Source organism: Pseudomonas sp. MRSN 12121 (assembly GCF_000931465.1).
Taxonomy (GTDB): domain Bacteria; phylum Pseudomonadota; class Gammaproteobacteria; order Pseudomonadales; family Pseudomonadaceae; genus Aquipseudomonas.
The window spans coordinates 4,257,492-4,278,877 of sequence record NZ_CP010892.1 but is presented as its reverse complement, the minus strand read 5'-3'; the positions used below and the strand labels follow the sequence as shown (position 1 = coordinate 4,278,877).

The following is a 21,386-nucleotide window of genomic DNA, read 5'->3' as shown; positions in this document are numbered from 1 at the left end:
GCGGGAATCCGGGGTGAATGGGCACGATCCTCGTAGGAGCGAGGCTTGCCCGCGATAGGGCCATTCATTCACCGCACATTCCCGCCTCTGTTCACAGAGGCATCATTCCATGCTGTTGCAACGCGCTTTCCCGTTCTGGCTCTGCCTGCTGCTGAGCCCCACGCTGCTGGCCGCCGTGCAGCCGTCGCTGACGGTCTATGGCGAAGCGGCGAAATACCCCGCCGACTTCCAGCACTTCGACTACGTCAACCCGGACGCGCCCAAGGGCGGCAGCCTGCGCCGTTCTTCCCTGGAGAGCGGGCCCTTCGACCACCTGCTGCCCTACATCGACAAGGGCACCGGCGTGGCCGAGATCGACGGCTGGCTGTATGCGCCGCTGGCCTACCGTTCCCAGGACGAGCCCTACACCGTGTACGGCCTGGTGGCCCGGGGCATGGAGCTGGCCGCCGACCGCTCGTGGCTGCGCTTCTACCTCGACCCGCGGGCGCGCTTCGCCGACGGCAGCCCGATCACCGCCGAGGATGTGCGCTACACCTTCGAGCTGCTGATGACCCAGGGCAGCTTCAAGTACCGCCAGCAGTTCGCCGAAGTTGCCGAGGTCCTGGTGGAGTCGCCGACCCAGGTGCGCTTCGTGTTCAAGCACCGCGACAGCCGCACCTTGCCCCTGGACCTGGCGACGCTGCCGGTGCTGCCCGAACACTGGTGGCGCGGGCGTAACTTCGCCGACGGCGGCGGCTTCGAGGCGCCGCTGGGCAGCGGGCCGTACCGGGTGGTCGCGGTGGATGCGGGGCGCAGCGTGGATTTCGAGCGGGTCAAGGATTGGTGGGGCCAGGACCTGCCGGTCGCGCGCGGGCGCTACAACTTCGACCGGCTGCGGGTGGAGTTCTTCGCCGACACCGACGTCGCGCGGCAGATCCTCAAGGCCGGCGGCTACGACTACAACCGCGAGTTCTCCGCCACCGGCTACACCATCGGTTACGCCGGGGCCGCGCTGGAGCAGGGGCGCCTGGTGCGCGAACACCTGGCGCCGGGCTCGGCCCTGGGCGCCCAGGGCTTTATCTTCAACCTGCAGAAACCACAGTTCCGCGACCGCCGCGTACGCCAGGCGATCGCCATGCTCTGGGACTTCGAATGGACCAACCGGCAAATGATGCGCGGCATGTACCTGCGCCAGCAGAGCTTCTTTTCCCATAGCGAACTGGCGGCGCAGGCGCTGCCGGACGCGCAGGAACGGCAGATCCTCGAACCCTGGCGCGGACAGATTCCCGAGGAGGTCTTCACCCAGGTGTTCCAGGCCCCCCGCACCGACGGCAGCGGGATCGTCCGGGGGCAGCAGTTGCAGGCCCTGAAACTGCTGGAGCAGGCGGGCTGGACACCCCGGGGCGACCAGTTGGTGAATGCGGCCGGCGAGCCGTTGCATTTCACCTTTCTCAACGGCCAGAAAGGCCTGGAGCGCCTGCTGCTGCCGTTCAAGCGCAACCTGGCGCAGATCGGCATCGGCTTCGATATCCGCCAGGTCGACACCGCGCAATACACCAACCGCGTGCGCGAGCGCGACTACGACATGATCATCGCCGCCTACCCGGTGTCCCAGGCGCCGGGGCGCGAGATGTTCAACTACTTCGGCTCGGCAAGCGCCGACGACCCCGGCTCGAACAACTACATGGCGCTGCGCGACCCGGCGGTGGACGGGCTGCTCGCCGCCCTGGTGCAGGCCGACAGCCGCGCCAGCATGCTGGCCCATGCCCGGGCGCTGGATCGGGTGTTGCAGTGGGGCTACTACTGGATTCCCAACTACTACCCGTCGGGCATTTCCTCGGTGTGGTGGAACCGCTTTGGCCGACCGGCCATCGCGCCCTTGTACGACGCCGGGCTCGACACCTGGTGGGAAGTCAGCGCCGAGGCGCTGACCCTGGCGCAGATGCGCCAGCGCCAGGGAGGGGGTAGCCATGCTGGCCTATAGCGTGCGGCGCCTGCTGCTGATCGTGCCGACGTTGCTGTGCATCCTGCTGGTGAACTTCGTGATCGTCCAGGCGGCGCCCGGCGGTCCGGTGGAGCAGGCCATCGCCCGCTTGCAAGGCATCGGCGGCGCTGCGCCGGTGGGCGGCGGGCACGTCGAAACCGTGGGCGGCGAGTCGCGCGCCACCCGCGGCCTGGACCCGCGGCTGCTGGCCGATATCGAGCGCCAGTACGGCTTCGACAAACCCGCCGGCGAGCGCCTGTGGCTGATGCTCGAAAGCTACGCGCGGCTGGATTTCGGCACGAGCTTCTTTCGTGGCGCCAAGGTCACCGAGCTGATCGCGCAGAAGCTGCCGGTGACCCTGTCGCTGGGCCTGTGGGCGACGCTGATCACCTACCTGGTGTCGATCCCCCTGGGCATCCGCAAGGCCATCCATGACGGCTCGGCCTTCGATGTCTGGACCAGTGCGGCGATCGTCATCGGCTACGCCATGCCGGGTTTCCTGTTCGCCCTGTTGCTGATCGTGGTGTTCGGCGGCGGCACCTTGCTCGACTGGTTCCCGGTGCGTGGCCTGGTCTCGGAAGATTTCGCCCGGCTATCGGCCTGGGGCAAGGTCGCCGACTACTTCTGGCACCTGGTGCTGCCGGTCAGCGCCCTGGTGATCGGCGGCTTCGCCACCTTGACCCTGCTGACCAAGAACAGCTTTCTCAACGAAATCTCCCGCCTGTATGTGGTCACCGCGCGGGCCAAGGGCCTGAGCGAGCGCCAGGTGCTGTACGGCCATGTGTTTCGCAACGCCATGCTGCTGGTGGTCGCCGGCTTGCCCCAGGCCCTGGTCAACGTGTTTTTCGGCGGCTCGCTGCTGATCGAAGTGATCTTTTCCCTCGATGGCCTGGGGCGCCTGAGCTACGACGCGGCGGTGTCGCGGGACTACCCGGTGGTGTTCGGTTCGCTGTTCATCTTCACCCTGTGCGGGCTGCTGATAAAACTGGTCGGCGACCTGTGCTACACCCTGGTCGATCCGCGCATCGACTTCAGTGCGAGGAGTGCCTGATGCCGGCCTTGTCTCCCATCGGCTTGCGGCGCTGGCAGCGTTTCAAGTCCCACCGGCGCGGCTGGTGGTCGCTGTGGCTGTTCCTCGGGCTGTTTGCCCTGACCCTGGGCGGCGAGCTGATCGCTAACGACAAGCCGTTGCTGGTGTCGTATCAGGGCCAGTGGTATTTCCCGGTGTTCAAGCGCTACACCGAGCAGGAATTCGGCGGGCAATTGCCGTTCCAGCCGGATTACCGCAGCGCCGCGGTGCGCCAGCTGATCGAAGGGCAGGGCGGCTGGCTGCTGTTCGCGCCGATTCCCTTTGCCTACGACACGGTCAACTACGACCTGGCGGAACCGGCGCCCAGCCCGCCCTCGGCGCAGAACTGGCTGGGCACCGACGACCAGGCCCGGGACGTGCTGGCGCGGGTGATCTTCGGCACCCGGGTGTCGCTGCTGTTCGCCCTGGCCCTGACCTCGATCAGCGCCCTGATCGGCATCGCCGCCGGCGCCTTGCAGGGCTATTACGGCGGCTGGATCGACCTGTTGGGGCAGCGCCTGCAAGAGGTCTGGTCGGGGCTGCCGGTGCTCTACCTGCTGATCATTCTCTCGGGTTTCGTCGAGCCGAACTTCTGGTGGCTGCTGGGGATCATGGCGCTGTTTTCCTGGCTGGCCCTGGTGGACGTGGTGCGCGCCGAGTTCCTGCGCAGCCGCGGCCTGGAATACGTCAAGGCGGCGCGGGCCCTGGGCGTCGGCGATGCCCGGGTGATGCTGCGACACATCCTGCCCAACGCCATGAGCGCCACCCTGACTTACCTGCCGTTCATCCTCACCGGGGCCATCGCCACCCTGTCGGCCCTGGACTTCCTCGGCTTCGGCATGCCGGCCGGCAGCGCGTCCCTGGGCGAACTGATCGGCCAGGGCAAAAGCAACCTGCAAGCGCCGTGGCTGGGGTTGACGGCGTTTTTCGCCCTGGCGGCGATTCTGTCGCTGCTGGTGTTTATCGGCGAAGCCTGCCGCGACGCGTTCGATCCGAGGCATTGAAATGACTGAAGCATTGCTTGAACTGCGGGAGCTGCGGGTGGCCTTCAAAGGCGCCGAAGTGGTGCATGGCATCGACCTGGAGATCCACGCCGGCGAATGCCTGGCGCTGGTGGGGGAGTCCGGCTCCGGCAAGTCGGTGACTGCCCACAGCATCCTGCAACTGCTCGACCCGGGTAGCAGCACCATCGCGGGCAGCATCCGCTATCGCGGCGAAGAGCTGCTGGGCGCTCGCCCCGCGCGCTTGCGCCAGCTGCGCGGCAACCGCATCGCGATGATCTTCCAGGAGCCGATGAGTTCGCTGAACCCGCTGCACACCGTCGAGCGGCAACTGGGGGAAAGCCTGCACCTGCACAAGGGCCTGGTCGGGGCCCGGGCCCGGGAACGGATCCTCGAACTGCTGCGCCTGGTGGGCATCACCCAGCCGGAGCAGCGCCTGCGCGCCTATCCCCATCAGCTCTCCGGCGGCCAGCGGCAACGGGTCATGATCGCCATGGCCCTGGCCTGCGAGCCGGAACTGCTGATCGCCGACGAGCCGACCACCGCCCTGGACGTCACCGTGCAACGCAAGATCCTGCTGTTGCTCAAGGCATTGCAGCAGCGCCTGGGCATGGCCCTGCTGCTGATCAGCCACGACCTCAACCTGGTGCGCAGCATCGCCCAGCGGGTGGCGGTGATGCGCGCCGGGGAGGTGGTCGAAACGGCGGCCTGCGAACAGCTGTTCGCCGAGCCGCGGCACCCCTACAGCGTCCAGTTGCTGAATGCCGAGCCCGACGGCCACGCCCTGCGGCGCGGGCCGAGCGAGACCTTGCTGGCGGTACAGGGGTTGAAGGTCTGGTTTCGCCAGGGCGGTGGCTGGCTGCGGCCCAAGCGCTACCTGCGGGCGGTGGATGGCGTCGACCTGCAATTGCAGCGCGGCAAGACCCTGGGGATTGTCGGCGAGTCCGGCTCGGGCAAGTCGAGCCTGGGCCAGGCGATCCTGCGGTTGATCGCGTCCGAAGGGCATATCCGCTTCAAGGGCCGGGCCCTGGAAAACCTCGACGGCAAGCAACTGCGGCCTTTAAGGCGGCAGTTGCAGGTGGTGTTCCAGGATCCGTTCGGCAGCCTCAGCCCGCGCCTCAGCGTGCAGCAGATCATCGCCGAAGGCCTGCTGGTGCACAGCGACCTGGATGCGCGGCAACGGGAGCAGGCGGTGATCGAGGCCTTGCAGCAGGTGGGCCTGGACCCGGCCAGCCGCCATCGTTACCCCCATGAGTTCTCCGGTGGCCAGCGCCAGCGCATCGCGATTGCCCGGGCCCTGGTGGTCAAGCCTGAGCTGATCCTGCTCGACGAGCCGACCTCGGCCCTGGACCGCACGGTGCAGAAACAGGTGGTGGCGCTGTTGCGCCGCCTACAGCAGGAGCACGGCCTGACCTACCTGTTCATCAGCCACGACCTGGCGGTGGTCCGCGCCCTGGCCCACGACCTGATCGTGATGAAGGACGGCGTGGTGGTGGAACACGGCCAGACCGAGCAGCTGTTCGCCGCGGCGCGGCATCCCTATACCCGGGAATTGCTGGCGGCGTCCCTGGGCCTGGGGGCGTCCGCCAGCATCGAGCCGCTGGAGGCTGGCTGAAAGCAGTGGCCTGAAACGACGAATCCCGCCAGGGGGCGGGATTCGTGGGACAGCGAAGGGGCTTCCCGGGGGAAGCGCCGGACTCAGGCCGGGAACAGTTCGCTCAGCTTCATCGCCAGCATCATGTCGCCTTCGGCGCGCAGTTTGCCGCCCATGAAGGCCTGCATGCCGTCGGTTTCGCCGCTGACGATGCCTTGCAGGGTTTCGCCGTCCATGACCAGCGTGACCTGGGCGTCCGGGTTTTCGCCTTCCTTGAGCTCGCAGGTGCTGTCCTTGACGATCAGCGAGAAGTTCTTGGTGTCATCGATACGGAAACCGAAAACCAGGTCCAGGCCGGCAGCGGCAGCTGGGTTGAACTTGGCTTTCATGGCTTGTACGGCGTCGGCTACGGAGGTCATGGTTCGGTCCTTTTATGAGGTGATTACAGCAAGGGTCACAGTGATCCGGACTCAGCGGAAGGTGATGAGTTCGGGGGCCTTCAACAGTTGCAGGTGGGCATGGTTGTTGAAGGACGCCAGGGCGACCTCGCGACCGCGGAACTTCAGCTGGTTGAGCGAGGTATTGACGATTTGCCAATTCAGTTCGAAGGCCTGGGCGGCCGGTATCCGGGTAATCAGGTGGAGCAGGGCGGTGATGGTGCCGCCGGAGGTGAACACGGCGATCTTCTGGGTGTTGTCGGCCTGCTCCAGAATGCGTTGCAGCCCGGCCTGCACACGCTCGACGAAGCCCTGCCAGCTTTCCAGGCCCGGTGGGTCGTAGGTGCCGGCCAGCCAGCGATCGATGAGCAGGGCGAAGATGCGCTGGAACTCGCCGCGGTTCTGCGCGGCGTTGCGCAGGATGTCCAGGGCTTCCGGCTCCTGGGGCAGCAGGTCGGGCAGCAGGGCGCGGATCACCGCGTCGGCATCGAACTCGTTGAACGCCGCGTCGGTTTCCAGGATCGGCGTGGCCAGGCCCGCGGCGCTGAACTGTTCCAGGGCGACGCTGGCGGTGTGCTGCTGGCGACGCAGGTCGCCGGCCAGGCAGCGGTCGAAACTTACCCCCAGGTCGACCAGGTGTCGACCGAGCACTTCGGCCTGGCGCACCCCGGTAGGCGACAAGACGTCGTAGTCGTCCGCACCGAAGGAGGCCTGGCCATGTCGAATCAGATAGATGCTGCCCACGTCCGCGTCATCCCGGCACGTTGAAAGTTTTGCGAGGTTATGAGGATGCCGGGGAGCTGTCAATGAAAAAACATACGCTTGTTTGAAATGCCCGTTAGAGCCGCGTAACAGGAGGTTTCGCGACTGGCCGATGCTCGGCCGCGCCGGTATGCTGGAGCGCATTCCGCCACGCGTTGGCAGTGCTGCACGTCTTTAAGGAGTCCCTGTGGAGTTTCTCTCCGAGTACGCCAGTTTCCTGGCCAAAACCGTCACCCTGGTCATTGCCATCCTGGTGGTGCTGATCACCGCGGCTTCGCTGCGCAGCAAAGGCCGGCGCAAGGGCGCGGGGCAGTTGCATGTCAGCAAGCTCAACGATTTCTACAAGGGCCTGCGCGAGCGCCTGGAGCAGAGCCTGCTCGACAAGGACCAGCTCAAGGCCCTGCGCAAGTCCCAGGCCAAGGCCGAGAAAAAAACCAGGAAGCAGCCCGAGGAAAAGCCCCGGGTGTTCGTGCTGGATTTCAGCGGCGATATCAAGGCTTCGGCCACCGAGGGCCTGCGCCACGAAATCACCGCGTTGCTGAGCCTGGCCACACCCAGGGATGAAGTGGTGCTGCGCCTGGAAAGCGCGGGCGGCATGGTCCACAGCTACGGCCTGGCTTCGTCGCAACTGGCGCGGATCCGCCAGGCCGGCGTGCCGCTGACGGTGTGCATCGACAAGGTCGCGGCCAGCGGCGGCTACATGATGGCGTGCATCGGCGAGAAGATCATCAGCGCGCCGTTCGCCATCCTCGGCTCGATCGGCGTGGTGGCGCAGTTGCCCAACGTCAACCGCCTGCTGAAGAAGCACGACATCGACTTCGAAGTGCTGACCGCCGGCGAATACAAGCGCACCCTGACCGTGTTCGGCGAAAACACCGAGAAGGGCCGGGAGAAGTTCCAGGAAGACCTGGACATCACCCATCAGCTGTTCAAGAACTTCGTGGCCCGCTACCGGCCGCAACTGGTGATCGACGAAGTGGCCACCGGTGAAGTCTGGCTCGGTGTCGCGGCCCAGGAAAAACGCCTGGTCGACGAGCTGAAGACCAGCGACGAATACCTCGCCGAGCGGGCCCAGAACGCCGAGCTGTTCCACCTGCACTATGCCGAACGCAAGAGCCTGCAGGAGCGGGTCGGGCTGGCGGCCAGCGGTTCCATCGACCGTGTGTTGCTGACCTGGTGGAGTCGTTTGACCCAGCAGCGTTTCTGGTAAGGCCGAGCAACCTCCCGTAGGAGCGAGCTTGCTCGCGATGGCGGTCAACGATGGCGCGATGGATCTGAAGCATCGCGTTGTCTTGACGTTTTGATCGCGAGCAAGCTCGCTCCTACAGGGGTAGAAAACGGCAGGTACAAAAAAGCCCTGAACCGGTTTCCCGGTCCAGGGCTTTTTGTTGGCGCGACGCTTAGCGGCGACGGAACAGCGGCAGCGGTTCGTCGGTCGCGGCCTGGTAGCTCACGGAGAAGTCCTTGAGGCTTTCCAGGGCTTCGTACGGGTCCTTGTCGGGGCGCAGGGCATAGGCGTCGAAACCGCAGCGGCGCAGGTAGAACAGCTGGTCGCGCAGCACGTCGCCAATCGCCCGCAGTTCGCCCTTGAAGCCGTAGCGGTCGCGCAGCAGGCGGGCGTTGGAGTAGTTGCGGCCATCGGTGAAGGCCGGGAAGTTCAGGGCGATGACCTGGAAGTGGTGCACGTCGTCGCCGATCTCCTCGGCTTCTTCATCGCTGTCCAGCCACACGCCCAGGCCGCCGTCGCGGGCCTTGAGGGCGTGACCGTGGTCGCGCCACAGGGCCAGCGGCACGATCAGGTCGTCGCAGTTGGAAATGCCGTCGAGGGTCGCGTCCTTGGGCAGCAGGTGCCAGGTTTCGTCGATGACCTCGTTGTTCTTAATGATTCGCTGCATAGACGCGCTCCTTGAAGAGGTCGATGCCAATACGTTGGTAGGTGTCGATGAAGCGCTCGTCTTCGGTACGTTGTTCCACGTACACGTCGATCAGCTTCGAGATCACGTCGGGCATGTCGTCCTGGGCGAAGGACGGGCCGAGGATCTTGCCCAGGCTGGCGTCACGGCTGGCGCTGCCGCCCAGGGACACCTGGTAGAACTCTTCGCCTTTCTTGTCCACGCCGAGAATGCCGATATGCCCCACGTGGTGGTGGCCGCAGGCGTTCATGCAGCCGGAGATGTTCAGGTCCAGCTCGCCGATGTCGAACAGGTAGTCCAGGTCGTCGAAACGGCGCTGGATGGATTCGGCGATCGGAATCGACTTGGCGTTGGCCAGGGAGCAGAAGTCGCCGCCCGGGCAGCAGATGATGTCGGTCAGCAGGCCGATGTTCGGCGTGGCGAAACCCTGTTCGCGCAGTTCGCCCCACAGGGTGAACAACTGGCTCTGCTCGACGTCGGCGAGAATCACGTTCTGCTCGTGGGAGGTGCGCAGTTGGCCGAAGCTGTAGCGTTCGGCCAGGTCGGCGATGCTGTCCAGCTGCTTGTCGGTGACGTCGCCCGGCGCTACGCCGGTGGGCTTGAGCGACAGGGTCACGGCGACATAGCCCGGCTTCTTGTGGGCCAGGGTGTTGCGCACGCGCCAGCGGGCGAAGCCCGGATGCTGCTGGTCGAGCTCGGCCAGCTCGGCGTCCTGGTTGCCCAGGGCCTTGTAGTCCGGATCGACGAAATGCTTGGCCACGCGATGCACTTCGGCTTCGGTCAGGGTGGTCTGGCCGCCACGCAGGTGAGTCATTTCCGCCTCGACCTTCTCGGCGAACACCTCGGGGGTCAGGGCCTTGACCAGGATCTTGATCCGCGCCTTGTACTTGTTGTCGCGTCGGCCATAGCGGTTGTAGACCCGCAGGATGGCATCGAGGTAGCTCAGCAGGTCCTGCCATGGCAGGAACTCGTTGATGAAGGCGCCGACCACCGGGGTCCGGCCCAGGCCGCCACCGACCAGGACCCGGAAGCCCAGCTCGCCAGCGGCGTTGTGCACCGGCTCCAGGCCGATGTCGTGGACTTCGATGGCGGCGCGGTCCGCGGTCGAGCCGTTGATGGCGATCTTGAACTTGCGCGGCAGGTAGGCGAATTCGGGGTGGAAGGTGGTCCACTGGCGGACGATCTCGCACCAGGGACGCGGGTCGATCAGCTCGTCGGCGGCGACGCCGGCGAACTGGTCGGTGGTGACGTTGCGCAGGCAGTTGCCGCTGGTCTGGATGGCGTGCATCTGCACGGTCGCCAGTTCCGCCAGGATGTCCGGGACGTCTTCCAGCGCTGGCCAGTTGAACTGCACGTTCTGCCGGGTACTGATGTGGGCATAACCCTTGTCGTAGTCGCGAGCGATCTTGGCCAGCATCCGGACCTGACGCGAAGTCAGTTGGCCATAAGGCACCGCTACCCGCAGCATCGGGGCAAAACGTTGGATATAGAGGCCATTCTGCAGACGCAGAGGGCGGAATTCTTCTTCGCTCAGCTCGCCTGCCAGATAGCGTCGGGTCTGATCACGGAACTGCTTGACGCGGTCCTCGATGATCCGCTGATCGTACTCGTCGTATACGTACATAGAGATCCTGTCTCAGGCTTATCAGGTGACGCAAAGGTGGATGTCACCCAAGAAATTCTGCGCGCACGGCCGCGCACTCCCAACGGAGCCGGGCGAAGATACCAGTTTGCAGTTATGCGCAAAAGTGATGTTTGAGTATATGCAAAGAACCAAAACGACTAACGGTATCTGGCCGGCCCAAACCCCCATTTGTGGTAAGGGCAATCCTCGGCTTAACTGTGCTCGAGTCTTTGTGCAGTCTCCGATAAAACCGACAAGAGGCGATGCTATGAGCAATCCAACCAAAGCAAGGAAAAGCGACAGCAGTGTCGATGCTTGGGCCATTCTCTTCCTGATCATTCTGGTGGTGGGAACGGCGGTGTTCTGGGTCAGTCATCAATAGTTGCGGTCGAGCGATGAGCAGAGTCCGAATTGTCAGTGGGAAATGACGATTTGCCGACATTGGCCAGTATTTTGCCAGTTATACTGCGGGGCAATATTCCGGGGCTCTGGTCGCAATGTTGAAGGTGTTAAAAAGGTGTCTGCTGGTACTGCCGCTCGTATTGGGCACATCCTTCTGGGCCGCTGCCCATGCCACTTCGGTGGTGTTCCTGAACCCTGGCAAGTCAACCGAAGCCTTCTGGATCGGTTATTCGCAATTCATGCAGGCCGCGGCCAGCGATCTTGGCCTGGATCTGCGCGTGCGCTATTCCCAGCGTGACTCGCAAACCACCATCCGCCAGGCCCGGGAAGCCCTCCTGGGGCCGCACCGGCCGGATTACCTGGTGCTGGTCAACGAACAATATGTCGCCCCGGAGATCCTGCGCCTGTCCCAGGGCAGCGGGGTGAAGCTGTTCATCGTCAATAATGCGCTGACCGCCGATCAGCAGCGCCTGCTGGGCGAGCGCGAGAGCCGTTACCCCGACTGGATCGGCAGCATGACCGCCAACGACGAAGAGGCCGGCTACCTGATGCTCAAGGAACTGGTCCGGCGTCATGGTCCGGTCGCCCCGGGAGAGTCCATCGACCTGCTGGCCTTTTCGGGGGTGAAGAACACCCCGGTGGCGCAATTTCGCGAGCAGGGCCTGCAGCGGGCGCTGGCCGAGCACCCTGAAGTACGGCTGCGCCAGCTGGTGTATGGCGAGTGGAATCGCCAGCGCGCCTTTGAACAGGCCCAGCAGTTGCTCAAGCGTTATCCGCAGACGCAGTTGATCTGGTCGGCCAACGACGAGATGGCCCTGGGGGCCATGGAGGTGCTGGAGCGCCAGGGCCGGCGACCGGGCAAGGAAGTCCTGTTCAGTGCCCTGAACAGTTCGCCACAGGCCTTGCAAGCGTTGATCGACGGACGCCTGACGGTGCTGATCGCCGGGCATTTCACCCTGGGTGGCTGGGCGATGGTGGTGCTCAACGACGATGCCCGCGGGTTGAACCCCGTCACGCATGGCGGCCCGGACTGGCAACTGGGAGTGTTCCAGTTGCTGGACAAGGTCCAGGCGCAACGCCTGCTGGATCTACAGGGCACGCAGCAATTCGGCGTGGATTTCCGGGCGCTGTCGGCCCAGGACAAGCCGGCCGGCTATCGTTATCCCTTCTCGTTGAATCTGTTGCTGCACTGAGAACCGCCGCTCAGATCCCCGCCAGGTGCAGCACCAGCTTGACGATGCCGAACAGCGTCAAGGCGAATACCGCCGTGAACAGAATGCCCAGGATCACGAAATGGCTGGGTTTGCCGTGGGTGAAGTCGCGCTTGCGGTTCTTGCCGCTCTGCACGCCGAAGGCGGCAGCGGCGACGCTGTGCAGCATCTGCCAGAAGGTGGGCGGCTTGTCGTTGATGGGGTCGTCCATAAATCCCTCGACACAAGTGGGTGTGGGGAAAGCATAGACAATCAGGCGCCCCGTAGGAGCGAAGCTTGCTCGCGATAAACGTCAACGATGACGCGATGGATCTGAAGCATCGCGTTGTCTTGACGTTCTGATCGCGAGCAAGCTTCGCTCCTACAGGAAAGGCCGCAGGCTCAGCTGTCGTAGCCCAGGTTGGGCGCCAGCCAGCGCTCGGTCACGGCCAGGTCCTGGCCCTTGCGCGCGGTGTAGCTGTCGACCTGGTCCTTGTCGATCTTGCCCACGGCGAAGTACTGCGCCTGCGGATGGGCGAAGTACCAGCCGCTGACCGCCGCTGCCGGGAACATGGCGAAGTGCTCGGTGAGGAACACGCCGCTGCGCCCGGCCTTGCCTTCGGACGCCTCGGGGTCGAGCAGGGCGAACAGGGTGCTCTTCTCGGTGTGGTCCGGGCAGGCTGGGTAACCCGGGGCAGGGCGGATGCCGCTGTACTGCTCCTTGATCAGCGCCTCGTTGTCCAGTGCCTCGTCCTTGGCGTAGCCCCAGTACTCCTTGCGCACCTGCTGGTGCAGCCATTCGGCGCAGGCCTCGGCCAGGCGGTCGGCGAGGGCCTTGACCATGATCGAGTTGTAGTCGTCGCCCTTGTCCTGATAGGCCTTGGCCACCTCTTCGGCACCGATCCCGGCGGTGGTGATGAAGCCGCCCACATAGTCGGTCACGCCGCTGTCCTTGGGCGCGACGAAGTCGGCCAGGGAGAAGTTCGGCTTGCCGTCGGTCTTGATGGTCTGCTGGCGCAGGTGATGCAAACGGGCCAGGGGCTGGCCGTCGTCGCCGTAGACTTCCAGGTCGTCGTCCTGCACCTGGTTGGCCGGCCAGAAACCGAACACCGCGCGGGCGCTGATCAGCTTCTCGTCGATCAGCTTGTCGAGCATTTCCCGGGCGTCCTTGTACAGCGCGGTGGCGGCTTCGCCCACCACCTCGTCCTCGAGGATGCGCGGGAACTTGCCGGCCAGGTCCCAGGAGATGAAGAACGGCGTCCAGTCGATGTACTCGGCCAGGACCCGCAGGTCGATGTTGTCCAGCACCCGGGCGCCGGTGAAGGTCGGCACGCTCGGCTGGTAGCCGGCCCAGTCGAACTGCGGCTTCTTGGCCACCGCCGCGGCGTAGCTCAGGCGCTCGGTGCGCGCGCTGCGGTTGGCGGTGCGCTCGCGCACTTCCACGTACTCTTCGCGGGTCTTCTCGACGAAGCCGGCCTTGAGTTCCCTGGACAGCAGCTGGGTGGCCACGCCCACGGCGCGCGAGGCGTCGGTGACGTAGACCACCGCGTCGTTGCTGTACTTGGGCTCGATCTTCACCGCCGTGTGCGCCTTGGAGGTGGTGGCGCCGCCGATCATCAGCGGCAGGTGGAAATCCTGGCGCTGCATTTCCCGGGCGACGTGGACCATCTCGTCCAGCGACGGGGTGATCAGGCCGGACAGGCCGATGATGTCGCATTTCTGCTCGCGGGCTACCTGCAGGATCTTCTCCGCCGGCACCATCACGCCGAGGTCGACGATGTCGTAGCCGTTGCAGCCCAGGACCACGCCGACGATGTTCTTGCCGATGTCGTGCACGTCGCCTTTCACCGTGGCCATGAGGATCTTGCCCTTGGCCTCCGGCTTGTCGCCCTTTTCCAGTTCGATGAACGGAATCAGGTGGGCCACGGCCTGCTTCATGACCCGGGCGGACTTCACCACCTGGGGCAGGAACATCTTGCCGGCGCCGAACAGGTCGCCAACGATGTTCATGCCGGCCATCAGCGGGCCCTCGATCACTTCGATCGGGCGGGCGAAGGACAGGCGCGACTCTTCGGTGTCCTCGACGATATGGGTGGTGATGCCTTTGACCAGGGCGTGCTCCAGGCGCTTGTTGACGTCCCAACTGCGCCATTCCTCGGTCTCGGCTTCCTTGACGCTGCCATCGCCCTTGTACTGGTCGGCGATGGCGAGGAGGGCGTCGGTGCCTTCTGGGGTGCGGTTGAGGATCACGTCCTCCACAGCGTCGCGCAGTTCGGTCGGGATCTGGTCGTAGATCTCCAGCTGGCCGGCGTTGACGATGCCCATGGTCAGGCCGTTGCGGATCGCGTACAGCAGGAACACCGAGTGGATCGCCTCGCGCACCGGGTTGTTGCCGCGGAACGAGAACGACACGTTGGACACGCCGCCGGAGCTCAGCGCATAGGGCAGCTCGTCGCGGATGTAGGCGCAGGCGTTGATGAAGTCCACCGCGTAGTTGTTGTGTTCCTCGATCCCGGTGGCCACGGCGAAGATGTTCGGGTCGAAGATGATGTCTTCCGGCGGGAAGCCCACTTCGTTGACCAGGATGTCGTAGGAGCGCTTGCAGATTTCCTTCTTGCGCGCCTCGGTGTCGGCCTGGCCGGCTTCGTCGAAGGCCATCACCACCACGGCGGCGCCGTAGCGCTTGCACAGCTTGGCGTGATGCACGAACTGCTCGACGCCTTCCTTCATGCTGATGGAGTTGACGATGCCCTTGCCCTGGATGCACTTGAGGCCGGCTTCGATCACTTCCCACTTGGAGGAGTCGATCATGATCGGCACGCGCGAGATATCCGGCTCGCCGGCGATCAGGTTGAGGAAGGTCACCATGGCCTTCTTCGAGTCCAGCATGCCTTCGTCCATGTTGATGTCGATCACCTGGGCACCGGCTTCGACCTGCTGCAGGGCGACTTCCAGGGCCTCGGTGTAGTTCTCTTCACGGATCAGGCGGGCGAACTTGGCGGAACCGGTGATGTTGGTCCGTTCGCCGACGTTGACGAACAGCGAGCTGCGATCGATGGTGAACGGCTCCAGGCCCGACAGGCGGCAGGCCTTGGGGATGTCCGGGATCTGCCGCGGCGCATAGCCGGCGACCGCCTTGGCGATGGCCTCGATGTGCCCGGGCGTGGTGCCGCAGCAGCCGCCGACGATGTTGAGGAAGCCGCTCTGGGCGAACTCCTCGATGACCTGGGCGGTTTGCGCCGGCAACTCGTCATATTCGCCGAATTCGTTGGGCAGGCCGGCGTTGGGGTGCGCCGACACGTGGGTGCTGGCCTTGTCCGACAGCTCTTCGAGGTAGGGGCGCAGTTCCTGGGCGCCGAGGGCGCAGTTCAGGCCCACCGAGATCGGCTTGGCGTGGGCCACCGAGTTCCAGAAGGCTTCGGTGGTCTGGCCCGACAGGGTGCGGCCGGAGGCATCGGTGATGGTGCCGGAGATCATGATCGGCAGTTCGACGCCCAGCTCTTCGAACACGCCTTGCACGGCGAAGATCGCGGCCTTGGCGTTGAGGGTGTCGAAGATGGTCTCGATCAGGATCAGGTCGGCGCCGCCCTCGATCAGGCCCTTGGTGGCCTCGGTGTAGTTTTCCACCAGTTCGTCGAAGGTGACGTTGCGGTAGCCGGGGTTGTTGACGTCCGGCGACAGCGAGCAGGTGCGGCTGGTCGGGCCCAGGACGCCGGCGACGAAGCGTGGTTTGTCCGGGGTCTCGAGGGTCTTGGCGTCAGCCACCTTGCGCGCCAGGCGCGCGCCTTCGACGTTGAGCTCGTAGACCAGCTCTTCCATGCCGTAGTCGGCCATGGAAATGCGCGTGGCGTTGAAGGTGTTGGTTTCGAGAATGTCGGCGCCGGCGTCGAGGTAGGCTTTCTCGATGCCGCCGATCACGTCCGGGCGGGTCAGCACCAGCAGGTCGTTGTTGCCCTTGACGTCGCCCGGCCAGTCGGCGAAACGCTTGCCGCGGTAGTCCTGTTCCTCGAGCTTGTAGCTCTGGATCATGGTGCCCATGCCGCCGTCGAGGATCAGGATGCGCTCTTTGAGGGCTTGCTGAAGGGCGTGGAGGCGCGTGCTGCGATCGGACATGAAAGACTACCTGGAAGGGCCATTACGAAGGGCGAGGATCATAGCAAACCTGTGCGCTTTTAGAGCATGCGGCGGTTTTCCATGAATATCGCTCATGTTGGCCGGGGTGCTGGCCCGGTAGAATCGCCGGATTTTCTTATGGATTGGACCAGGGATATGTCTTACCGCGTTGTCATCGGCAGTGTCCTGCTGCTTTTAAGTTCTGTCGCCAGCGCCCAGGGTCCCGTGCCGGCGATCTCCTACACTCGCGATATCCAGCCGATCTTCACCGAGAAGTGCGTGGCCTGCCACGCCTGCTACGACTCCGCCTGCCAGCTCAACCTGGGCAGCGGCGAGGGCGCGGCGCGCGGCGCCTCGAAGATTCCCGTGTACGACGGCGAGCGCAGCGATGCGCAGGCGCCGACCCGGCTGTTCTACGACGCCTTCGGCAAGCAGGCCTGGCAGAGCAAGGGCTTCTATTCGGTACTCGACGCCCAGGGCAGCCAGGCGGCGCTGATGGCGCGCATGCTGGAGCTGGGCCACAAGACGCCGTTGCAGCCCAACGCCAAGCTGCCGGACGACATCGTGCTGGGCCTGAACCGCGAGAACATGTGCGCACAACCGGCGGAATTCGACGGCTATGCCGGCGCCCACCCGCGCGAGGGCATGCCGCTGGCGGTGACCGGCCTGACCGACCAGCAATACCAGACCCTGCAACGCTGGCTGGCCTCCGGCGCGCCGATCGACGAACAGGGCCTGGCCCCGAGCGCCAGGGAAGCGATGCAGGTGCTGCAGTGGGAAAACCTGCTCAACGCCCCCGGCGCCCGCGAGAGCCTGGTGGCCCGCTGGCTGTTCGAGCACTGGTTCCTCGCCCATATCTACTTCGAAGGCGGCGAGCCGGGGCATTTCTTCCAGTGGGTGCGTTCGCGCACGCCGAGCGGCCAGCCGATCGACCTGATCAACACCCGTCGGCCCAACGACGACCCGGGCACCCAGGTGTATTACCGCCTGTGGCCGGTGCAGGGGGTGATCGTGCACAAGACCCACATCACCTACCCGCTGAGCGCGGCGAAGATGGCGCGGATCAAGACCCTGTTCTACAGCGGCGATTATCAGGTCACCGCATTGCCGGGCTATGGCCCGGGGCGGCGCGCCAACCCGTTCGAGACCTTCGAGGCGATCCCGGCCAAGGCCCGCTACCAGTTCATGCTGGATAACGCCGAATACTTCGTGCGCACCTTTATCCGTGGCCCGGTGTGCCGTGGGCAGATCGCCACCGACGTGATCCGCGACAACTTCTGGGCGCTGTTCCAGGCCCCGGAACATGACCTGTACATCACCGATCCGGCCTACCGCGGCCAGGCCACGCCACTGTTGGCCATGCCCGGGCAGAACGACGATGTCGGCAGTGTCCTGAGCCTGTGGCTGGCCTATCGCGACAAGCGCAACGAGTACGAAGTCCTGCGCCGCGATTCCTACGCCGCCGCGCCGGCGCCGAGCTGGTCGACCCTGTGGGCGGGTAACGACAATGCGTTGTTGAGCATCTTCCGCCACTTCGACAGCGCCTCGGTGACCAAGGGCCTGATCGGCGAGATACCGCAGACGATGTGGCTGTTCGACTACCCGCTGCTGGAGCGCACCTACTATCAGTTGGCGGTGAATTTCGACGTGTTCGGCAACGTCTCGCACCAGGCGCAGACCCGGCTGTACTTCGACCTGATCCGTAACGGCGCCGAGCAGAACTTCCTGCGCCTGATGCCCGCCGGTACGCGCGAGGACTTCCTCGACGACTGGTACCAGAACAGCGGCAAGTTCAAGATGTGGCTGGACTACGAGTCCATCGACGACAGCAAGGCCAGCGGCCTGGTCCTTGACGAGAAGGACCCGAAACGCGATTTCGCCAATCAGTTGCTGAACCGTTATGGCGATCTCAACGCGCATCCCGATCCGATCAATCGCTGCGACAGCGCCTACTGCTCGCGGCCGAACATCGACCCGGCGCTGCAGAATGCCGAGCAGGCCCTCAGCCGCCTGGTGTCGCGCCCGGCGGCCGGCATGCGGGTCATCGACCTGCTGCCAGAGGCGACCATGCTGCGGGTCGAGGCGCCGAGTGGCAAGCGGGTGTTCTACAGCATGCTGCGCAACCGCGCCCACAGTAACGTGGCGTTCCTGCTGGGCGAGTCGCTGCGCTACCAGCCGGGCCTGGACACCCTGACCCTCTACCCGGGCGTGCTCAGCAGTTACCCGAACTTCATGTTCAACATTCCCGCCGGGCAGGTGCCGGATTTCGTCGCGCAGATGGAAAACGCCAAGGACGCCAAGCGGTTCGAGAAGATCGTCGAGCGCTGGGGCATCCGTCGCAGCCATCCGCAGTTCTGGCAGTACTTCCATGACCAGACCCGCTACATCCTCGAAACCGATCCGAAAGAGGCGGGCGTGCTGGACATGAACCGCTACGAGAACCTCTGAAGGCGCCACAGGCTTGAAATTCCGGGCTGGAGCCCTCAGGTTCCGGCCCGGCCCATGCCCGAGAGTCCTGGTAAATCGTCCTGGCGTTGCATGAATGCGCAACGCAGGGCTATCGACCAAGGTCTATCCCGACAAAAATACTAGGACTTTGTCCGGCACGCCGATTGGCGTAAACTGCGCCAACGCCTGCGAGGAATTTCCATGACCGCTATTACCATTACCGACGCTGCCCACGATTATCTGGCTGATCTGCTCTCCAAGCAGAGCACCCCGGGCATCGGCATCCGCATCTTCATCACCCAGCCTGGCACCCAGTACGCCGAAACCTGCATCGCCTACTGCAAGCCGGGCGAAGAGAAACCCGAAGACAAGGCCCTGGGCCTGAAGAGCTTCACCGCCTACATCGACGCCTTCAGCGAAGGTTTTCTCGACGATGCGGTGGTCGACTACGCCACCGATCGCATGGGCGGCCAACTGACCATCAAGGCGCCGAACGCCAAGGTGCCGATGGTCAACGCCGACAGCCCGATCAACGAGCGCATCAACTATTACCTGCAGACCGAGATCAACCCGGGGCTGGCCAGCCATGGCGGCCAGGTCAGCCTGATCGACGTGGTCGACGACGGTATCGCCGTGCTGCAATTCGGCGGCGGTTGCCAGGGCTGCGGCCAGGCCGACGTGACCTTGAAGGAAGGCATCGAGCGCACCCTGCTCGAGCGCATTCCCGAGCTCAAGGGTGTGCGTGACGTCACCGACCACACGCAGAAAGAAAACGCCTACTACTAAGGCGTTCGCTGCGAACAGAAAAAACGGCGCCCCGTGAGCGCCGTTTTTTATGCCTGAAAGTCTGTGGTGCCTTTATCGCGGGCAAGCCTCGCTCCTACTGTAGGAGCGAGCGGGCGGCGATCCGACTTGCCCGCGATGCTCTTCAAGGGCGATACAAATGCGCATGCCCTGCGCGATACAACGACGACTCACTGAAGCTGTCCGTGGCCAGCACCCGGCCCACCAGGATCAGCGCGGTGCGGCGAAAGCCCTTGGCCGCCACCTTGTCGGCAATGTCCGCCAGGGTGCCCAGCACCCAGTCCTGGTCCGGCCAGGTCGCCCGATGCACCACGGCGATCGGGCAGTCGGCGCCGTAGTGGGGCAGCAGGTCGGCGACTATCTTCGGCAGATGGTTGACCCCCAGGTGGATGGCCATGGTGGTGCCATGAGCGGCCAGGCTGGCGAATTCTTCACCGGCGGGCATCGACGTCTTGTCGGCGTAGCGGGTGAGAATCACGCTCTGGGCCACGTCCGGCAACGTCAGCTCGGCGCCGAGCAAGGCCGCGCAGGCCGCGGTGGCGGTTACGCCGGGGACGATCTCGAAGGGAATGCCCAACTCGCGCAGATGGCGGATCTGCTCGCCGATGGCGCCATACAGGCTCGGGTCGCCGGAGTGTACCCGGGCCACGTCCTGGCCCTTGGCATGGGCCTGTGCGATCAGCTCGACAATCTGCTCCAGGTGCAATTCGGCGCTGTTGACCACTAATTCGGCGCGATGCCCCTGCAGCACGGCTTCGGGCACCAGGGAGCCGGCATAGAGGATGACCGGGCAACTGCGGATCAGCCGCTGGCCCTTGACGGTGATCAGTTCCGGGTCGCCGGGACCTGCGCCGATAAAAAAGACGGTCATGGCGTTCTCCTGGGAAAAAAGGGGCGATGCAACCTCACAGATGAAGATTGCTCATGATCAGCGGCGGGGATTATCGAAGATTTACCCGGCGCAGGCCAAGGCGAGGGTCGCCTGGGGGCATTTTTGCCGCGGCACCAGCAGTTTCGGCGGGCGCCGGGCCAGGTGTTCGGCCAGGGCCAGGGCCGCGCTTTCGGCGACCCCATAGCACCCCGTGTGCTCATAGGCAAGCGTTGAACGATGACTGAGCTGCGGGGCATAAGGCGCCAGCTGCTGGCTGCTGAAACAGCCCAGGGGCACCTCCAGTTCGGCGGCCAGGGCCAGCAGGGCGGGTTCCTCGCGTTTCAGGTCGATGCTGGCCAGCGCCCTGATCTGAGCGCGCTCGAACCGGTGGGTGCTCAAAGTCCGGTCGAGCAGGGCGCGCAAGATTTCCACCGGGCAGCCCCGCTGGCAGCCCAGGCCGACCACCAGGGTCGGCATGGTGCCGGCGTCGGTCATGCGCTGTACCGATCGTCGCCCTTGCGGCGGAACAGCCAGGCGCTGATCAGGCCCAGGGCCATCCAGAACGCGGCGTTGGTCAGCTGCGAGGCGATCTTGAACTGCGCTTCCAGGGCCTCCGGAGCGAGCATCGAATGCACTTCCGGCTGCGGCGCGCCGATCAGGTGCGGCACGGCGAGAATGGCCACGCCCAGCACCTTCAGCAGCCAGTGGCCGGCGAACACGATCAGGGCGATACCGACGGCGGTGGAGGCGGCGGTGCCGACCCACCAGATCTGCCGTTGCGTCAGGTCTGCGGCGGCGGTGCCGGGCAGCTCGGGCGGCAGGCCTAGAGTCGGTGCCAGGCAGAAGGTCGCATAACCGGCCAGGCCCCAGAGCAGGCCCTGGGACGTGCGATTAGGTGCGCGCAGGGTGTAGAGGCCGGCCAGCATCAGGGCGAAGCCCACGGCGACCACCAGGTTGCCGCCGGTGGTGGACAGCACGCGCTGCCAGCCGTCTTCCGGCTCCCAGGCTTCGGCGTCGTGGCTATGGGCGGCGGTGCCGGCGGCATGTTCATGCGTTTCGACGGCGGGGGCCTTCTCGTAGGTTTCCGCCTGGAGGATCAGCGGGGCGACCCAGAAGCTCTGCAGCAGGGTCAGCAGCAGGGCGGCCAGCAAGCCGGCGAAACCCGCGGTGTGCGCGATACGCTTGATCATCTCGA

General features: G+C 64.9%; 17 protein-coding genes. 8 read left to right on the top strand and 9 right to left on the bottom strand.

Annotated elements, in window-relative coordinates; all coding sequences use genetic code 11:
* The first annotated feature begins 109 nt into the window (after nucleotides 1–109).
* The 4 genes from TO66_RS19350 to TO66_RS19335 are packed head-to-tail and all read left to right on the top strand — an operon-like array spanning nucleotide 110 to nucleotide 5,648.
* Nucleotides 110–1,963, top strand: a complete 1,854-nt coding sequence (locus tag TO66_RS19350) for an extracellular solute-binding protein (RefSeq protein WP_044463778.1) — start codon at nucleotides 110–112, stop codon at nucleotides 1,961–1,963.
* On the top strand, nucleotides 1,950–3,014 hold the full coding sequence (locus TO66_RS19345; protein WP_044463777.1) for a microcin C ABC transporter permease YejB: 1,065 nt from the start codon (nucleotides 1,950–1,952) through the stop codon (nucleotides 3,012–3,014). Before TO66_RS19350 ends, TO66_RS19345 begins: the two co-directional genes overlap by 14 nt.
* Nucleotides 3,014–4,036 (top strand): ABC transporter permease, encoded by a 1,023-nt coding sequence (locus TO66_RS19340; RefSeq protein ID WP_044463776.1) that lies wholly within the window; start codon nucleotides 3,014–3,016, stop codon nucleotides 4,034–4,036. The genes TO66_RS19345 and TO66_RS19340 overlap by 1 nt, the downstream gene beginning before the upstream one ends.
* 1 nt (nucleotide 4,037) lies before the next feature.
* Nucleotides 4,038–5,648, top strand: a complete 1,611-nt coding sequence (locus tag TO66_RS19335; protein ID WP_044463775.1) for an ABC transporter ATP-binding protein — start codon at nucleotides 4,038–4,040, stop codon at nucleotides 5,646–5,648.
* Nucleotides 5,649–5,731: 83 nt separating this feature from the next.
* On the opposite strand, the gene TO66_RS19330 is transcribed toward TO66_RS19335, so the two are convergent.
* On the bottom strand, nucleotides 5,732–6,046 hold the full coding sequence (locus tag TO66_RS19330; protein WP_007921837.1) for an SCP2 sterol-binding domain-containing protein: 315 nt from the start codon (nucleotides 6,044–6,046) through the stop codon (nucleotides 5,732–5,734).
* A gap of 51 nt (nucleotides 6,047–6,097) precedes the next feature.
* Nucleotides 6,098–6,808, bottom strand: a complete 711-nt coding sequence (locus tag TO66_RS19325) for a histidine phosphatase family protein (protein WP_044463774.1) — start codon at nucleotides 6,806–6,808, stop codon at nucleotides 6,098–6,100.
* A 205-nt stretch (nucleotides 6,809–7,013) separates the two neighbouring features.
* Here TO66_RS19325 and sohB point away from each other — a divergent pair, with 205 nt between their 5' ends.
* On the top strand, nucleotides 7,014–8,036 hold the full coding sequence (gene sohB, locus TO66_RS19320) for a protease SohB (protein WP_044463773.1): 1,023 nt from the start codon (nucleotides 7,014–7,016) through the stop codon (nucleotides 8,034–8,036).
* 190 nt (nucleotides 8,037–8,226) lie between these two features.
* On the opposite strand, the gene TO66_RS19315 is transcribed toward sohB, so the two are convergent.
* Nucleotides 8,227–8,721: a DUF934 domain-containing protein gene (locus tag TO66_RS19315; RefSeq protein WP_044463772.1), complete on the bottom strand. Its 495-nt coding sequence runs from the start codon at nucleotides 8,719–8,721 to the stop codon at nucleotides 8,227–8,229.
* A complete protein-coding gene (locus TO66_RS19310) occupies nucleotides 8,705–10,363 on the bottom strand; it encodes a nitrite/sulfite reductase (protein WP_044463771.1) in 1,659 nt (552 codons plus the stop codon). Before TO66_RS19310 ends, TO66_RS19315 begins: the two co-directional genes overlap by 17 nt.
* A gap of 497 nt (nucleotides 10,364–10,860) precedes the next feature.
* Here TO66_RS19310 and TO66_RS19305 point away from each other — a divergent pair, with 497 nt between their 5' ends.
* Complete coding sequence (locus tag TO66_RS19305; protein ID WP_044463770.1) at nucleotides 10,861–11,958, top strand: ABC transporter substrate-binding protein; 1,098 nt, start codon at nucleotides 10,861–10,863, stop codon at nucleotides 11,956–11,958.
* Between the two features lie 10 nt (nucleotides 11,959–11,968).
* On the opposite strand, the gene TO66_RS19300 is transcribed toward TO66_RS19305, so the two are convergent.
* Both TO66_RS19300 and metH read right to left on the bottom strand, forming a co-directional pair.
* The gene (locus tag TO66_RS19300) at nucleotides 11,969–12,187 is read right to left on the bottom strand and encodes a DUF2970 domain-containing protein (protein WP_044463769.1); all 219 of its coding nucleotides are present in this window, start codon (nucleotides 12,185–12,187) and stop codon (nucleotides 11,969–11,971) included.
* A gap of 170 nt (nucleotides 12,188–12,357) precedes the next feature.
* Nucleotides 12,358–16,068 (bottom strand): methionine synthase, encoded by a 3,711-nt coding sequence (gene metH, locus TO66_RS19295; protein WP_044463768.1) that lies wholly within the window; start codon nucleotides 16,066–16,068, stop codon nucleotides 12,358–12,360.
* Nucleotides 16,069–16,224: 156 nt separating this feature from the next.
* Here metH and TO66_RS19290 point away from each other — a divergent pair, with 156 nt between their 5' ends.
* The gene (locus TO66_RS19290) at nucleotides 16,225–18,516 is read left to right on the top strand and encodes a fatty acid cis/trans isomerase (protein ID WP_044463767.1); all 2,292 of its coding nucleotides are present in this window, start codon (nucleotides 16,225–16,227) and stop codon (nucleotides 18,514–18,516) included.
* Nucleotides 18,517–18,717: 201 nt separating this feature from the next.
* Entirely contained in the window at nucleotides 18,718–19,302 is a 585-nt protein-coding gene (nfuA, locus tag TO66_RS19285; RefSeq protein WP_044463766.1) for a Fe-S biogenesis protein NfuA, read from the top strand.
* A 142-nt stretch (nucleotides 19,303–19,444) separates the two neighbouring features.
* Here nfuA and cobM read toward each other — a convergent pair whose 3' ends face one another.
* From cobM to TO66_RS19270, 3 genes are all read right to left on the bottom strand, one after another.
* On the bottom strand, nucleotides 19,445–20,191 hold the full coding sequence (gene cobM / locus TO66_RS19280) for a precorrin-4 C(11)-methyltransferase (protein ID WP_044463765.1): 747 nt from the start codon (nucleotides 20,189–20,191) through the stop codon (nucleotides 19,445–19,447).
* Nucleotides 20,192–20,272: 81 nt separating this feature from the next.
* Nucleotides 20,273–20,686: a cobalamin biosynthesis protein gene (locus tag TO66_RS19275; RefSeq protein ID WP_044463764.1), complete on the bottom strand. Its 414-nt coding sequence runs from the start codon at nucleotides 20,684–20,686 to the stop codon at nucleotides 20,273–20,275.
* Nucleotides 20,683–21,381 (bottom strand): CbtA family protein, encoded by a 699-nt coding sequence (locus tag TO66_RS19270; RefSeq protein WP_044463763.1) that lies wholly within the window; start codon nucleotides 21,379–21,381, stop codon nucleotides 20,683–20,685. Before TO66_RS19270 ends, TO66_RS19275 begins: the two co-directional genes overlap by 4 nt.
* Nucleotides 21,382–21,386: the final 5 nt, after the last annotated feature.

What these genes read in the sequence shown, in the direction of transcription:
- TO66_RS19340 (WP_044463776.1), top strand. Translation starts at nt 3,014, where the DNA reads ATGCCGGCCTTGTCTCCCATCGGCTTGCGGCGCTGGCAGCGTTTCAAG.
- TO66_RS19300 (WP_044463769.1), bottom strand. Translation starts at nt 12,187, where the DNA reads ATGGACGACCCCATCAACGACAAGCCGCCCACCTTCTGGCAGATGCTG.
- TO66_RS19330 (WP_007921837.1), bottom strand. Translation starts at nt 6,046, where the DNA reads ATGACCTCCGTAGCCGACGCCGTACAAGCCATGAAAGCCAAGTTCAAC.
- cobM (WP_044463765.1), bottom strand. Translation starts at nt 20,191, where the DNA reads ATGACCGTCTTTTTTATCGGCGCAGGTCCCGGCGACCCGGAACTGATC.
- TO66_RS19275 (WP_044463764.1), bottom strand. Translation starts at nt 20,686, where the DNA reads ATGACCGACGCCGGCACCATGCCGACCCTGGTGGTCGGCCTGGGCTGC.
- TO66_RS19305 (WP_044463770.1), top strand. Translation starts at nt 10,861, where the DNA reads ATGTTGAAGGTGTTAAAAAGGTGTCTGCTGGTACTGCCGCTCGTATTG.
- metH (WP_044463768.1), bottom strand. Translation starts at nt 16,068, where the DNA reads ATGTCCGATCGCAGCACGCGCCTCCACGCCCTTCAGCAAGCCCTCAAA.
- TO66_RS19310 (WP_044463771.1), bottom strand. Translation starts at nt 10,363, where the DNA reads ATGTACGTATACGACGAGTACGATCAGCGGATCATCGAGGACCGCGTC.
- TO66_RS19335 (WP_044463775.1), top strand. Translation starts at nt 4,038, where the DNA reads ATGACTGAAGCATTGCTTGAACTGCGGGAGCTGCGGGTGGCCTTCAAA.
- TO66_RS19290 (WP_044463767.1), top strand. Translation starts at nt 16,225, where the DNA reads ATGTCTTACCGCGTTGTCATCGGCAGTGTCCTGCTGCTTTTAAGTTCT.
- TO66_RS19345 (WP_044463777.1), top strand. Translation starts at nt 1,950, where the DNA reads ATGCTGGCCTATAGCGTGCGGCGCCTGCTGCTGATCGTGCCGACGTTG.
- TO66_RS19350 (WP_044463778.1), top strand. Translation starts at nt 110, where the DNA reads ATGCTGTTGCAACGCGCTTTCCCGTTCTGGCTCTGCCTGCTGCTGAGC.
- TO66_RS19315 (WP_044463772.1), bottom strand. Translation starts at nt 8,721, where the DNA reads ATGCAGCGAATCATTAAGAACAACGAGGTCATCGACGAAACCTGGCAC.
- TO66_RS19270 (WP_044463763.1), bottom strand. Translation starts at nt 21,381, where the DNA reads ATGATCAAGCGTATCGCGCACACCGCGGGTTTCGCCGGCTTGCTGGCC.
- nfuA (WP_044463766.1), top strand. Translation starts at nt 18,718, where the DNA reads ATGACCGCTATTACCATTACCGACGCTGCCCACGATTATCTGGCTGAT.